At 37.3% G+C, this 13,621-nt stretch carries 16 protein-coding genes; 11 read left to right on the top strand and 5 right to left on the bottom strand.

Going from position 1 to position 13,621, the window contains the following annotated elements; translation table 11 throughout:
• Positions 1 to 16 precede the first annotated feature (16 nt).
• The 3 genes from SP041_RS10550 (at position 17) to SP041_RS10540 (ending at position 2,438) form a co-directional block, all read left to right on the top strand.
• On the top strand, positions 17 to 586 hold the full coding sequence (locus SP041_RS10550; RefSeq protein WP_137297732.1) for a Sua5/YciO/YrdC/YwlC family protein: 570 nt from the start codon (positions 17 to 19) through the stop codon (positions 584 to 586).
• Between the two features lie 219 nt (positions 587 to 805).
• A complete protein-coding gene (gene purE / locus SP041_RS10545) occupies positions 806 to 1,288 on the top strand; it encodes a 5-(carboxyamino)imidazole ribonucleotide mutase (protein WP_137297731.1) in 483 nt (160 codons plus the stop codon).
• Position 1,289: 1 nt separating this feature from the next.
• Entirely contained in the window at positions 1,290 to 2,438 is a 1,149-nt protein-coding gene (locus SP041_RS10540; RefSeq protein WP_137297730.1) for a 5-(carboxyamino)imidazole ribonucleotide synthase, read from the top strand.
• Between the two features lie 115 nt (positions 2,439 to 2,553).
• Here the strand turns inward: SP041_RS10540 and SP041_RS10535 are convergent, their stop codons facing one another.
• Positions 2,554 to 3,576 (bottom strand): class I SAM-dependent methyltransferase, encoded by a 1,023-nt coding sequence (locus SP041_RS10535; RefSeq protein ID WP_137297729.1) that lies wholly within the window; start codon positions 3,574 to 3,576, stop codon positions 2,554 to 2,556.
• A gap of 328 nt (positions 3,577 to 3,904) precedes the next feature.
• Between SP041_RS10535 and aroE the strand changes: the two genes are divergently transcribed.
• The 4 genes from aroE to SP041_RS10515 are packed head-to-tail and all read left to right on the top strand — an operon-like array spanning position 3,905 to position 5,563.
• A complete protein-coding gene (gene aroE / locus SP041_RS10530) occupies positions 3,905 to 4,723 on the top strand; it encodes a shikimate dehydrogenase (RefSeq protein WP_137297728.1) in 819 nt (272 codons plus the stop codon).
• Between the two features lie 19 nt (positions 4,724 to 4,742).
• Positions 4,743 to 5,033 carry a DUF1488 domain-containing protein gene (locus tag SP041_RS10525; RefSeq protein ID WP_137297727.1) on the top strand — a complete coding sequence of 97 codons (291 nt, stop codon included), beginning with the start codon at positions 4,743 to 4,745 and terminating at the stop codon, positions 5,031 to 5,033.
• Between the two features lie 27 nt (positions 5,034 to 5,060).
• Positions 5,061 to 5,324 (top strand): YihD family protein, encoded by a 264-nt coding sequence (locus tag SP041_RS10520; protein WP_137297726.1) that lies wholly within the window; start codon positions 5,061 to 5,063, stop codon positions 5,322 to 5,324.
• Between the two features lie 38 nt (positions 5,325 to 5,362).
• Positions 5,363 to 5,563, top strand: coding sequence for a DUF4250 domain-containing protein (locus SP041_RS10515; protein ID WP_137297725.1), 201 nt, complete (start codon positions 5,363 to 5,365; stop codon positions 5,561 to 5,563).
• A 77-nt stretch (positions 5,564 to 5,640) separates the two neighbouring features.
• On the opposite strand, the gene SP041_RS10510 is transcribed toward SP041_RS10515, so the two are convergent.
• The 4 genes from SP041_RS10510 to SP041_RS10495 are packed head-to-tail and all read right to left on the bottom strand — an operon-like array spanning position 5,641 to position 9,296.
• The gene (locus SP041_RS10510) at positions 5,641 to 6,546 is read right to left on the bottom strand and encodes a metal ABC transporter permease (RefSeq protein WP_137297724.1); all 906 of its coding nucleotides are present in this window, start codon (positions 6,544 to 6,546) and stop codon (positions 5,641 to 5,643) included.
• Positions 6,530 to 7,495: a metal ABC transporter permease gene (locus tag SP041_RS10505; protein WP_137297723.1), complete on the bottom strand. Its 966-nt coding sequence runs from the start codon at positions 7,493 to 7,495 to the stop codon at positions 6,530 to 6,532. The genes SP041_RS10510 and SP041_RS10505 overlap by 17 nt, the downstream gene beginning before the upstream one ends.
• Positions 7,496 to 7,503: 8 nt before the next feature.
• Positions 7,504 to 8,358: a manganese/iron ABC transporter ATP-binding protein gene (locus SP041_RS10500; RefSeq protein WP_137297754.1), complete on the bottom strand. Its 855-nt coding sequence runs from the start codon at positions 8,356 to 8,358 to the stop codon at positions 7,504 to 7,506.
• Positions 8,359 to 8,408: 50 nt separating this feature from the next.
• Complete coding sequence (locus tag SP041_RS10495) at positions 8,409 to 9,296, bottom strand: metal ABC transporter substrate-binding protein (protein ID WP_276607149.1); 888 nt, start codon at positions 9,294 to 9,296, stop codon at positions 8,409 to 8,411.
• A gap of 368 nt (positions 9,297 to 9,664) precedes the next feature.
• On the opposite strand from SP041_RS10495, the gene SP041_RS10490 reads away from it, so the two are divergent.
• The 4 genes from SP041_RS10490 to SP041_RS10475 all read left to right on the top strand — a co-directional run bounded on the left by SP041_RS10490 (position 9,665) and on the right by SP041_RS10475 (position 13,621).
• Complete coding sequence (locus tag SP041_RS10490) at positions 9,665 to 10,054, top strand: hypothetical protein (protein WP_137297721.1); 390 nt, start codon at positions 9,665 to 9,667, stop codon at positions 10,052 to 10,054.
• Between the two features lie 434 nt (positions 10,055 to 10,488).
• Positions 10,489 to 11,889 (top strand): cytochrome c oxidase accessory protein CcoG, encoded by a 1,401-nt coding sequence (ccoG, locus tag SP041_RS10485; protein ID WP_137297720.1) that lies wholly within the window; start codon positions 10,489 to 10,491, stop codon positions 11,887 to 11,889.
• A gap of 96 nt (positions 11,890 to 11,985) precedes the next feature.
• Complete coding sequence (locus SP041_RS10480; protein ID WP_240791452.1) at positions 11,986 to 12,978, top strand: serine/threonine protein kinase; 993 nt, start codon at positions 11,986 to 11,988, stop codon at positions 12,976 to 12,978.
• Positions 12,979 to 13,012: 34 nt separating this feature from the next.
• Positions 13,013 to 13,621, top strand: a complete 609-nt coding sequence (locus tag SP041_RS10475; protein WP_137297719.1) for a thiol:disulfide interchange protein DsbA/DsbL — start codon at positions 13,013 to 13,015, stop codon at positions 13,619 to 13,621.

Genomic DNA, 13,621 nt, shown 5'->3' with positions numbered 1-13,621 from the left:
ACTAGGAAAACTCTGAATGATCATCAATAAACATGAGCTTTCTCAAGCACTTTTAGCGTTAACAACACAGGGCGTGATTGCTTACCCTACTGAATCTGTTTTTGGCTTAGGTTGTGACCCTGACAGCGAAATAGCAATTCAAAAAATCCTCGATTTAAAACAACGCCCTGCACATAAAGGCTTGATTTTAATCGCCGCTAATATCGAGCAATTAGAAAACTATGCTGACTTTTCATCATTAAGCAGTGAACAACTCGACAAGATAAAAGCAACATGGCCTGGCCCTTTTACTTGGGTTGTTCCTGTACACACTTCATTATCAAAATTAGTCAGCGGAGACTTTGATAGCATTGCGGTACGAGTTACTCAACATCCTGTAGTACAAGCATTATGCGAAACGTTTGGTAAACCCATTATTTCCACCAGCGCAAACTTATCTGGTAGAGACGCATGTATTACTGCAACACAAGTCGAACAAATGTTTATGAATAACCCATTGCTAGATCATGTTATTGTTCAACCTGTGACTGGTTTAGAAAACCCTTCACAAATCCATGATGCGTTAACCGGTAAGCGATTACGTTAATTCGCTGTAACGATAGCAATCATTAAGTCGAATCTAAGGGGTTAAATAAACACCTTAGATTCGAGCAAGTATCTCTTTAACCTCTTTTCCCTTCTATTTTCAGTGCAGAATCCATTAGCCGATCCATGGACTGAACTTTGCATCTTATAGGGTAACAGGTATATAATCGCGCGCATCTTTTGAACGAGTTTTAACAATCCCCCTATAACAGGAGTATGCATGAAAGTTGGTATTATTATGGGCTCAAAGTCTGACTGGCCGACCATGGAACACGCAGCAAATATGCTAGATTCTTTTGGTATTGAATATGAAACTCGCGTTGTTTCTGCACACCGTACTCCACAACTATTAGCAGATTACGCTTCTAGCGCTGCTGCACGAGGCATTAAAGTCATTATTGCTGGTGCAGGCGGTGCTGCGCATTTACCAGGTATGGCGGCTGCTTTTACTAGTTTGCCTGTATTAGGTGTACCGGTTCAATCTAAAGCACTAAAAGGCATCGACTCTTTATTATCAATTTGCCAAATGCCTAAAGGTGTTGCCGTAGGTACGCTTGCTATCGGTGAAGCGGGTGCTGCAAATGCAGGTTTATTAGCGACACAAATTCTAGCTTGTCAGCAACCAGAGCTACTCGCAAAAGTTGACGCATTCCGTCAGAAACAAACAGAAACCGTTTTAGCTAACCCAGATCCTGCGATTTAATATGAATATTCTAGTATTAGGTGCAGGGCAACTTGCACGTATGATGAGCTTAGAAGCTGCGCCATTAAATTTAAATGTACGCGCTTATGATGTAGGCTCAAAAAAAGTTGTTCACCCACTGACATTGCATTCGTTTGAGCAAACGCTTGAAGAAGCTATCGCATTAGTGGATGTGATCACTTGTGAATTTGAGCATATCCCTGATGACGTACTCGCACTTTGCTGTGCTAGCGGTAAGTTTTTCCCAGGTAAAGCAGCGATTAAAGCGGGTGGTGACCGCAGTATTGAAAAAGCATTGCTTGATAAAACAGGTGTGCCTTCAGCTCCTTACAAACTGATCACCGAAAAACAGCAACTTATTGATTCGGTTTCATTGCTAGGCTTACCTTTAGTCATTAAGACCTGCCAAGCGGGCTATGATGGAAAAGGACAATGGCGCTTAAAATCATTAGATCAACTTGATGAAATTTGGTCAGAAATGGCAGAATTTATTGCAGCTGGCACAGAAGCTTTTCCGCATACTATTATTGCAGAGAAAATGATCCCCTTTAACCGTGAAGTTTCGGTGATTGGCGCACGTGATAAAGCAGGTAATATTGCGATATATCCCGTCACAGAGAATCAGCATACCGATGGTGTTTTAACTTTATCGTTAGCCGCTGAGATTGACCTTAATATTCAACAACAAGCGATTGATGCCTTTAATAAACTATCGACAACGATGGATTACATTGGGGTATTAGCCATTGAGTTCTTTGATGTAGATGGCAAATTAATGGTCAATGAGATTGCACCACGAGTGCATAACTCAGGCCACTGGACACAGCAAGGCACCGCTTGTAGTCAGTTTGAAAACCATATGCGTGCTGTTGCGGGTTTACCATTAGGTGATACTAAGTTACAAAAAGTGAGTGCGATGATCAATGTATTAGGTCAAGCATCCATTAGCGAAAAAGTACTTAGTATTAGCGATGTCAAAAGCCATTGGTACGGTAAAGAACAACGAGCTGGCCGTAAGATGGGACATATTAATGTTTCAGCAGAAACCAATGCAGCATTAGCTAATAAGTTATTACAACTGGCTGAAATTTTACCTGAACAAAATTACCCAGGTATAAAAAGCACTGCACAGCGATTATTGGAAAGTTAACATTAGCTTATGTTCTAGTTAGCTTTACCCTCTAATAAAAAAGCCGAGCGTCAAATTGCTCGGCTTTTGTTTATCTAGCTATTGATGCTTTAATTTACATTAACTATATAACGTATTAAATAATCGTCAAAGCAACGATTTTTAATGGGTGGTTATCATCAAATGAAGGGAAATCTTGATGGCAGTCTAACCACTGTACATCACTCACTGTACGTCCTTGTTTTTCAACACAACGCACTAAACTAGTAAACCAAGCTTCTTTATCAACCTTTGCCACATTGTTACAACAAACAATCGTACCACCCGTTTTGGTTGTTAGCACCGCAGGTTTGAATAAGCTTTGGTAGTCATTCACCAAATCAACAGTACCAAATGCACTTTTAGCAAAACGGGGAGGATCTAGAAATACTAAATCAAACTGTGACGCTGACATTTTTGGATAACTAGGTAGCTTTTTATTATTACGACTCGCCACTTTCAGTCCTGCTAACTGACGTAAAGCTGGAAAAGCATCACTTTGAATAAACTGACAGACCGACTCAACACCATTTAATTCTGCATTCTTTTGTCCTGCAGCTAATGCAAAAGATGAGAAATCAACATTAATCACGCGTTTAGCACCGCCCACAGCAGCTGCGATACCAATACCACAAGTATATGAAAACAGATTTAACACTGTTTTTTTATAACTATTCGCTTTCATAAACTCACGACCAACACGCATATCTAAAAACAACAGAGGGTCTTGCCCTTCATGGCGTAATTTACTGGTAAATAACACCCCATTTTCCGATATCATTTGTTCACTTTGCGTAAAAGCTTCTGTGCTTTCATTTAATTCATTAATAATACGTGAATTTTTGTTTGATCTATCGTTATAAACAACGGGTAAATCGGCTACATTAATTAACACTTTCTTAATCAGCTCAAATTCTTCCGCTGATAGCGGCTCATGAAAGGTTTGAATTAACCAAGCATCACCATAACGATCAATATTAAGACCATTCACACCTTCCACCGTGCCATGAAACACACGAAAACAATTAGTCAGTGGAATATCAGATGCAACAGCATTAAGGTTATTAATAAGATCGGCACGTTTGGCTAACGCAGTCGTTAACAGAGAAGTTATTGGCATAATCGAGAGACTCATGAAAGAGAAATAGCTATTCAGCAAAAATTAATGCCAGATAATGAAAAGTTATAATATCAAACCCGATGCTTTAACAAAACAAAAACCAAGATTGCTATTAATAATCTCAACAGAATAACCGGGACTGACCGTGATAAATAAAGTCTATTTATGCCTTACGTTAGATCACCACAACTCAATCACGACCTTTCTCTACCTTGATACCAGTCAATTCAACGCTCATAAATTGCTATAAAAAAGACCTCTATGGATACCCTGAGGTCAGCAGACATGATAAATTAACCTTACTAAACTTATTGAAATTGGAGCTCACATGGATCAGTACGCTGTTTTTGGCAATCCTATCAAACATAGTAAATCGCCTTTTATTCACACTTTATTTGCCAATCAAACACAGCAACAGATGTCTTACGGTATTGTTGAAGCACCAGTTGATGGTTTTACAGAAGCAGTCCAAGCCTTTTTTAATAGCAACGCAAAAGGGTGTAATATTACCGCGCCCTTTAAAGAAGAAGCTTTTCAGTTTGCGCAATCTTTAACAGACCGTGCACGTTTAGCGGGCGCAGTTAATACCTTAAAGAAAACTGATGATGGTTTAATTATTGGTGATAATACCGATGGTGCAGGATTAGTTTTAGACTTAAAAAATAACCATGTAAACCTAACCGATGCCCGTATTTTGTTATTAGGCGCTGGTGGTGCTGCACGTGGTGTATGTAGCTCCCTACTCGCAGAAAACCCTACACAATTAACCATTGCGAACCGTACCTTTGAAAAGGCTGAGACATTAGTCTCCATCTTCAAGGAACTAGGCAATATTAATGCAAGCGAGTTTAACGACTTATCAGGCCCCTTTGACCTTATCATTAACTCAACCTCTGCGGGTTTACATGGCAGCCTTCCAAACATATCAACATCACTCATTACACCAGAAACAGCCATATATGACATGACTTATAATGCAGAAGTCACTGCGTTCAATGCTTGGGCAAAAGAAAATGGGGCAAGATTAACAATCGATGGTTTAGGCATGTTAGTCGGTCAAGCAGCTGAAAGCTTTGCGATTTGGCGTGGTGTAAAGCCTGGTGCTAAACAAGTGTTAACTGAGTTACGCCATAACCTAGCCGGTTAGTTTTTATAGAGAACTTAATATGAATCAAGCCATCATCTTTTCAGATAATGAACAATACAACATACACTCACAACAAGTAGAGTTTCAGGCACAAAGCCAAGGAGCATTAATGAGTTGTGTTATCTCATTAAGTTACTTACAAAAACTTAACAAGATAACAGAGTTAACTTCTGAACAGTGCATTAACGTGGAAAAAACAGCACTGACTTTATTTGATAACGTGCGTTTTGATATTGAAGATCTTGCAGAAGAGATGATTAATCAACAAGCATTCAGTGAAGACGGTAAAGTCTATCTACATAAGGCTTAATATTTATAACAGTAAGGAGTAAACGTCATGCAAAGCCATCGAATTAATGAAATATTAGAACTAATTAAGCCTTACTGGTTAAAAAACCAAGAATTGAGTTTATTAGATCTATTACAACTAATTTCAACAGAGTCTGGATTTGATAAACCGATTGCAGAGTTGACCGACGAAGTGATAATTTATCAGTTAAAAATGGATCAAACTGCCAAAGGAGAGATGATTCCTGGCATTGCCAAAGATTGCGAAGATGACTTTCAAACCGCATTATTAAAAGCACGTGGTTTATTGTAAAAAAACAACAAGCTTAATCAATCGAGAGGAGAGAGACTATGTTAGAAAATTATAAAAAAATGGATGTTAATATGCTGTTGAGCATTGTTAATATGAAATTAAGAAACGAAAGTCAAACACTTGAAGATCTATGTGTCACCTATCAAATTGAAAAGCCATTACTATTAGAGAGACTTGAAAAGCATGATTTTGTTTATGATGGTGATCATCATCAGTTTAAACAGCGCTCTACACAATAAATATCACCTATAACGCTTAGCCCACAATAATTAAAATATGATGTTATAACGATATAACATCATATTACGCATTTACCTTATCTATAACGACACGGATAACCTAACCAAGCTCCTTTAGCTAAATGCTTTTTATGCCGCTTATGTTTGGCCTCACTCAGGCGCTTTATCTTTAAACTGCTATAACAAAACACCACAATAAATAATCCACTAAACAACATAATAATGGTCGGTGCGGGTGCGCTATCAATAAAGAAACTAATATAAATACCTAAGAAAGAGCAACTACTGGCAATTAATACGCTAATAACTAACATTTTATAGAAATTTCTAGTGACTAAAAATGCAATAGCACCTGGCGTAATTAACATCGTGATCACTAAAATCATACCTACCGCTTTTAACGCAAATACGATAGTAATCGATAAAATAGACAATAAAGCATAATGTAAAAAACGCACAGATAACCCCATAACTTGTGCATGTTGCTTATCAAAAACAAAAAGTAAGAGGTCTTTACCCTTTATAAATAAAAAAGAACAGACAACTAAACTAACAAGAGCAACTTCTCCTATCCCTTGCCAGCGGCTCCCTAATAAATCCCCAAAAAGAATTTGATCGAGGTGTACGTCAGTTTCTATTTTGGTCATTAATAACAAACCTAATGCAAACATCGATGAAAATACGATCCCCATGACCGTATCCTCTTTGAGACGACTATGCTCTTTAATATAACCAGTGCATACAGCGCAACTAATGCCTGCGACGAAAGCACCAACAGCAAAAGGAATCGCTAAAACATAAGCGATTACGATACCCGGCAATACAGAATGAGAAATAGCATCTCCCATTAATGACCACCCTTTTAAGACTAAAAAACAAGAGAGTAGAGCCGTAGGAACAGCTAATAACAACACCATCACAAATGCTTGTTGCATAAACTCAAATGCAAAAGGCGACACAAGAGATTCAAATAGAGCTTGCATGAGCAACCTCCCTTTTATTTTTTGGGGTTGAATCGGTTGAATGGCTCGAAGGCTTCACAATTGACTGAGCTGTTGATTTATTGGTTGATTGCGAGGCGCCCTTAGTCACTGGCTTTAGCTTCTTTCTGTTACTTATTAAGCCGTATTTAGGTGCAAAAAAGAAACTGATCACAAAAATAAGCGTTTGAAATAAAACGATAATACCGCCTGTCGCACCATCAATAAAATAACTTAAATAAGCGCCAATCAAAGACGTCAATGTACCGATAGCAATACTAATAAAAATAACATTACTAAACTTATCACTTAATAAATAAGCGGTTGCGCCTGGGATAACCACCATCGCTATCACTAAAAATGCCCCTACTGTTTGTAATGCGGCCACGGTAGATGCACTCAATAAAGTAAAAAAAATAATTTTTAAACCCGTAGCATTCAAACCAATACTTCTAGCATGTTGCTCATCAAAAAATAACACCATAAAATCACGCCATTTTAGGGTTAATACAATCAGCGTAATAAAGCTAATTAATAAGAGCTGTAACGTATCGTAAGGAGAGATTGCGAGAATATTACCTAGCACTATAGTTTGAATATTGACCGATGTCGGACTCAATGAGACCATGAACAAACCAAGTCCAAAAAAAGAAGTGAAAATGATACCAATAATCGCATCTTCTTTAAGTTTTGAGCGTTGATTTAGAAATAACATAACCGTTGCCGCTAAACCTCCGGAAAAAAAAGCGCCAACAGCAAAAGGTAATCCCAACATATAGGCACCTGCAACCCCTGGTACTATCGAATGAGAGAGTGCATCGCCAATTAATGACCAACCTTTCAACATTAAGTAAACGGACAGAAAAGCACAAACGCCGCCTACCAAAGCACTTACAAATATTGCATTAACCATATATTGATAACTAAAAGGTTCTAATAAATAATCAAACATAACACCCCCTACTTTGATTGGTTAATAACAGTATTCGTATGTTGCTCACCATATAAAACAACGGGCCGTTCATCATCACTGATCACTGTCACTTGACGTTTATCATCATCATTATGTAAGAGATCGCCTGCGAGAACGAAATGACGTAGTGCCCCACCAAAGGCTTTTTCTATATTTTGTGGGGTAAACACTTTGGCTGTTTGGCCTTCATCTAAAATAGTTCGATTAATGAAAACAGTACGATCACAAAACTCAGGAATGCTGCCTAAATTATGTGTCGAGACTAAAATGATCTTCCCTTCTTCTCTAAGTGCTTTTAATAGCACCATAATTTGTTCTTCTGTTTTTACATCAACCCCTGTAAATGGTTCATCTAACAAAATAACCTTACTTTGTTGGGCTAATGCTCGGGCTAAAAAAATACGTTTCTTTTGACCACCTGATAATTCACCAATTTGACGTTTACGATAGCCCTGCATATCAACACGTAACAAAGCTTGCTCAACCAATTCCTGATCTTTTTTGGTGCTCATACGCAACATGTTCATGTGCCCATAACGTCCCATCATCACAACATCTTCAACCAAGATAGGAAAATCCCAATCAATCTCTTCAGTTTGTGGCACGTAAGCGACGACATTTTTTTTCAACGCTTGTTTAACCGTTAGCCCTAATATATTAACCGAGCCTGTTTTCAAGCTCACTAACCCCATGATTGATTTAAAGACGGTTGATTTACCGCTGCCGTTAACACCAACTAACGCCGTAATTGAGCCTTCCGGTAAACTAAAGGTCGTATCATGGATGGCAGTGAAGCCATTACGATAAGTCACACTGATATTATCGACTTTAATATAGTCTATTTCGGTATAGCTGGTATTCGTATTCTTCCCGTCAACTTTACTTGTTATCATTACTGACTAATCCCCTTTGCAATATGACTCAAAGTTGTTGTAAGTAAGTCAATATAAGTCGGTACCGGACCATCCGCTTTGCTTAATGAATCAACATAAAGGACACCTGCATAATTAGCACCCGTTTCTCTGGCGACTTGTAAGGCAGGTTTAGCTGAAACGGTGCTTTCACTAAAGACTGCCGTTATATGATGCGATCGAACGAGGTCTATTACTTTTTTAACTTGTTGAGGTGTACCTTGCGAGTCAGAATTCATTGGCCAAAGGTATAACTCTTTTAAATCATAATCCCGTGTTAGGTAACTAAAGGCCCCTTCACTCGTGACTAACCAGCGTTTATTTTCAGGAACAGCTGCAATGGCAGCTTTAAAAGGAGCCACAGCATCTATTATTTCTTGGCTGTATTGTTTCGCATTTTTGTTATACGTTTCACTATGCTGAGGGTCGTATTTAACTAAGGCTGCTCGAATATTTTCAACGTAGATCAATGCATTAGGCGCAGACATCCAAGCATGTGGATTAGGCTTTCCAGCATAAGTCCCTTGTGTTATTCCCATTGGCTGAATATTGTTAGTCACAACGACTTTAGGCACGTCTTTTAAGTTATTAAAAAACTTATCAAACCAAAGCTCTAAATTAAGTCCATTATAAATAATCAAGTCTGCACCTTGAGCGCGACGTAAATCACCAGGTGTTGCTTGATAATTATGAATTTCAGCATTTGCTTTGGTAATTGATTCAACAATAGCCGCATCACCAGCTACGTTTTTAACCATATCTGCAATAACTGTAAAAGTAGTAATTACTTTAAATTTTTCATCATTCGCTGCAAAGCTACTCTGTGATTGAAGTGTCAGTATAAAAATAAATAATAAAGGTCTAAGCATTCTGCTCTGATTCCACATGAAACTAAGGTGAAATTAACAATAGCAGTGCTTAAACACAATCGCAAATGATATTCATTATCGTTAGTGTTTATTGTGAATTTAAAGGCATAATTTAAAGGTACGATTCAAAGGTATCGGCCAAAGGTATAATTCAAATATTTAGTTCAGAGGTGTAGTGCAAAGATATCTAATTACTATATTTAATATTGACCATCATTTTCTCTAGACTGGTTTATTCAACTGGGATTTAGCTAGGATTCAAATAGTAAGCTCTGCTAATTATTATGATTTATTCCTTTATTACTCATTGATTGTTTTAATCTAAAAAAATACACTCTTATTTCTTTAAACAATAAGTGAACTAAAAAATGAAAAAAATTGCTTTAATTCTATTAGGTGGCGCACTATTAGCCGGTTGTCAGACTACTAGTTCTGACCTTACTTCGACAGTTAATTCTGCAGCAACAACTGCAACTGAAAGTGCGACTAGCGCAACGACTTCAGCAACTAACTCAGTTACAAGCTTAACAAGTGGTCTTTTAGATACAAACTTCCCAAGCTTAAGCTGTTCAGGTATCAAACAAAAATTTGTTGATTATGAAGCACAAGTAGCAAGCCTTGAAAGTGGTTCTGGCTTACTAGCAGCTGCTGGTGTAAGTACTGCAAGTGCAAAAGCTCAACTAGATAGTGCTTACGACACAGCAAAAGAAACAGCAACACCTGTTATGAGTGCTAAAGGCTGTAGCGAAACACTATAAGCTACAAGCATCAAATCTAGCTTCGCTATACAGCGAAGCTTTTTTATTAACAGTAATCACTCGCTCTCTCGAGATGACACTTAATGCTTATACAAACATTACGCATATCATCGCCCCTAACATTACACTAAACATCAGACCCAATATAACTGCAGTTATAATACAGAGATAACAACTACCTCTGTCACAATCTCTAAATTCAAACCCATTTGTAATCATTAAACATCTGTTTTTTAGCGTTACATATCTGTAACAAAATTAACTATTTGGATTCATTTATTGGTTAAAAACACCTGGAATAATAATCATTACTATTAACGGAAAAGTATTTATTATAAAGCACTAATTTCAGCTCATTTTTTGTTTTCTCTGTAGCATTTATTAGCCCATAATTACTTTATAATCGCCATATTATTAATAGCAGGTGTTAGACAATGACCCAGAGAATTAAAATAAAAGAAATCAAGAGTACTCATAAAAATAGCGCTGATCGCTTTAACCCAAGTAATCGAATTTATGTACGTGCTGTTTATGGTTTTTTTCAAAAATTACGTAAATTTACTGGATGGGGATTAATTTCATTCTTTATTGCAATGCCAATGATTCGCTGGGATGGACATCAAGCCGTATTATTTGATGTCGATAAACAACAATTCCAATTATTCGACATGTTATTTTTTCCACAAGATTTAACCTTAGTCGCCTGGGTCTTTATCATAGCCGCCTTTGCTTTATTCTTTTTTACCACCTATTTAGGGCGAGTCTGGTGTGGTTATACTTGTCCACAAACAGTCTGGACCTTTATTTTTATCTGGTTTGAAGAGCGTTTTGAAGGAACAGCGAATAAACGCAAACGACTTGATGAAATGCCTTGGGACTTTAATAAAGTATGGCGAAAAACAGCTAAGCACACAGGTTGGTTGGCTGTCTCATTATTAACAGGCTTGGCATTTTGCTCTTATTTTGTACCCGTTGAAAAACTCTATACCGATTTTTTCACTGGTCAAAGTAGCATGCTCGTTTTAATCATGATTTTTATCTTCACATTTTCAACCTATGCAAATGCAGGATGGATGCGTTCTATTTTCTGTGTTCACATGTGTCCTTATTCTCGCTTCCAATCTGCTATGTTCGATAAAAACACCTACAGCGTTGGCTACGATGCAACACGTGGAGAAAAACGAGGCCCTCGTTCACGCAAGGTTGACCGTAGTGAGACAGGGTTAGGTGATTGTGTAGATTGTGACTTATGTGTACAAGTTTGTCCTACAGGTATCGATATTCGAGATGGCTTGCAATACGAATGTATTAACTGTGGTGCTTGTATTGACGCTTGTGATCAAACCATGGATAAAATGGGATACCCTAGAGGATTAATTTCTTATACATCAGAGCAAGTATTAGAGGGCAAAGAAACCAAACTATTGAGACCTAAAATCATTGGTTATGGGTTGGTTTTATTGCTCATGGTAGGGTTATTTATTGTCAACCTCAGTACATTAACCAACGCTGAGATGGAAATTTTACGCGATAGAAATTCGCTTTACCGTGAAAATGTAGACGGCTTAATAGAAAATACATATACATTAAAAGTCATCAATAAAAGTACTGATGCACAAGCTTATCGCATTACTTTTACAGGGTTAAAAGACGCAACATTAATTGGACCAAAACAAATAACCATCCAATCTGGAGAAGTATTTACACAACCAATTTCAATTGCTGTTGACCCGTATGATATTAAAGCGAAAAAAATAACTGTGACTATCAAGCTAACTAATGTAGATAATAATGAAGTGATTGAACAAGATGCTTCGTTCTTTCTTGGACTTTAATTATTAGCTAAGCTGTATTAATAAATACTAGATTTGCTATCTTAGCTTTATAAAGGCGCGCTAACACTTTAGCAGCGCCTTTTTTATTGGAGAAATATGATGTCTAGCGCCAGTTTAACCTATCAAAAGCTCACTCCTGAGTGCCAATTAGATGCTTTAGCAAGTATTGGTATTTATCCTGAAACAGGTTTATTAGCTTTAAATTCTTATGAAAATCGCGTGTATTCATTTACTGATGAAAACCAACATCGTTATGTGGTTAAATTTTATCGGCCAGAACGCTGGAACGAACAACAATTGTTGGAAGATCATGCCTTTTGTGAACGTTTGCTAAATGCTGGTTTAAATCTTTCAACCCCCTTAGTTTTTGAAGATAAAACGCTGCATTCTTTTGCAGGATATTATTTTGCACTCTTTAATAACCTATCAGCACGCTCTTTAGCCGTAGATGATATCGATAGCCTATATGATGTAGGCATTGCACTAGGAAAGCTTCATAAGATAGGTGCAAAGCATCAATTTATTGAACGTCCCACTTTAAATGTCATCGAAAAAATTAATTTAGCTGCCAGCGACCTAATGAGTTGTCAGCATATTCCTAACGCGATCAAAGCTCCTTTATTTGAAACCATTGAGAAGATTAAATATAAAATTAGTAATGCTAAATTAAGTGTATTACCAATGATTGCAATACATGGGGATGCTCATGCAAGCAATATACTTTTAAAAGATGGTCAACCTTACTGGGTCGATTTTGATGATTGTAAAATGGGACCAGCAGTACAAGATGTCTGGATGTTATTGAATGGAGATAGACAGGAACAGCTATTACAATTATCAATGATTTTAGAGGGTTACCAAGAAGAAAATGACTTTAATACCGATCAACTCGCTCATATAGAGAGTCTTAGAACGATGCGGATCATTGATTATGTGAGCTGGATCAACAAAAGATGGAGCGATCCTGCATTTTCTCGAAACTTTCCATGGTTTATAACTGACCAATATTGGAAAGAGTTGTTACAATCTCTGCAACATCAGTTAGTATTATTAGATGAAGTTCCCCTTACACTTCAACCACAATATTAATTAACACCCTAAAATGACAATAAAGGAACATATAATGAAAAAGGTTTTTGCTCTATTAATTGGCCTAGTACTGCTGCCATTAAGTGTTAATGCTGCAGATTTTAAAGAAGGCACTAACTATGAAGTTATTAAACAAACAGCCACTGAAAAACCAGAAGTATTAGAGTTTTTCTCGTTTTACTGCCCGCATTGCTTCAAGTTTGAACCACTAATGGAAAAACTAGCACAAGATCTACCTTCAGATGTGACAATTAAAAAGAGCCACGTTAACTTTTTAGGTGGTGCAATGGCTGATGAAGTCACAAAAGCTTACGCAGCTGCAGATCTATTAGATGTTAAAGAAGAAGTAACAAGTATTATATTTGACCGCATTCATACGCAACGTAAAGCGATTAGCAGTCAAAAAGATATTATCGATATCTTCGCTAAAGCAGGCGTTTCAGAGAAAGATGCAACAGCTGCATTAGCAAGTTTCCCTGTAAATGGTATGGCTTCACAAATGAAACGTAACACAGAAAACTTTAAAGTACGTGGTGTTCCAACACTGATTGTTAACGGTAAGTACAAAGTAAATACTGGATCAGTAAAAAGCGTTGAAGAGTTCACTGAATTAGTGACTTTCTTGACTAAAAAAACGGACTAA

The organism is Psychromonas sp. SP041 (assembly GCF_000470315.2).
Classification (GTDB): Bacteria; Pseudomonadota; Gammaproteobacteria; order Enterobacterales; family Psychromonadaceae; genus Psychromonas.
Note: the sequence above shows the minus strand (reverse complement) of the source record. Positions and strands in the feature narration are given on the sequence as shown.

Coding starts and splice junctions, on each gene's coding strand:
- SP041_RS10550 (WP_137297732.1), top strand. CDS start 17: ATGATCATCAATAAACATGAGCTTTCTCAAGCACTTTTAGCGTTAACA.
- SP041_RS10490 (WP_137297721.1), top strand. CDS start 9,665: ATGAAAAAAATTGCTTTAATTCTATTAGGTGGCGCACTATTAGCCGGT.
- SP041_RS10520 (WP_137297726.1), top strand. CDS start 5,061: ATGCAAAGCCATCGAATTAATGAAATATTAGAACTAATTAAGCCTTAC.
- SP041_RS10480 (WP_240791452.1), top strand. CDS start 11,986: ATGATGTCTAGCGCCAGTTTAACCTATCAAAAGCTCACTCCTGAGTGC.
- SP041_RS10535 (WP_137297729.1), bottom strand. CDS start 3,576: ATGCCAATAACTTCTCTGTTAACGACTGCGTTAGCCAAACGTGCCGAT.
- SP041_RS10525 (WP_137297727.1), top strand. CDS start 4,743: ATGAATCAAGCCATCATCTTTTCAGATAATGAACAATACAACATACAC.
- ccoG (WP_137297720.1), top strand. CDS start 10,489: ATGACCCAGAGAATTAAAATAAAAGAAATCAAGAGTACTCATAAAAAT.
- SP041_RS10505 (WP_137297723.1), bottom strand. CDS start 7,495: ATGTTTGATTATTTATTAGAACCTTTTAGTTATCAATATATGGTTAAT.
- aroE (WP_137297728.1), top strand. CDS start 3,905: ATGGATCAGTACGCTGTTTTTGGCAATCCTATCAAACATAGTAAATCG.
- purE (WP_137297731.1), top strand. CDS start 806: ATGAAAGTTGGTATTATTATGGGCTCAAAGTCTGACTGGCCGACCATG.
- SP041_RS10510 (WP_137297724.1), bottom strand. CDS start 6,546: ATGCAAGCTCTATTTGAATCTCTTGTGTCGCCTTTTGCATTTGAGTTT.
- SP041_RS10515 (WP_137297725.1), top strand. CDS start 5,363: ATGTTAGAAAATTATAAAAAAATGGATGTTAATATGCTGTTGAGCATT.
- SP041_RS10495 (WP_276607149.1), bottom strand. CDS start 9,296: ATGCTTAGACCTTTATTATTTATTTTTATACTGACACTTCAATCACAG.
- SP041_RS10475 (WP_137297719.1), top strand. CDS start 13,013: ATGAAAAAGGTTTTTGCTCTATTAATTGGCCTAGTACTGCTGCCATTA.
- SP041_RS10540 (WP_137297730.1), top strand. CDS start 1,290: ATGAATATTCTAGTATTAGGTGCAGGGCAACTTGCACGTATGATGAGC.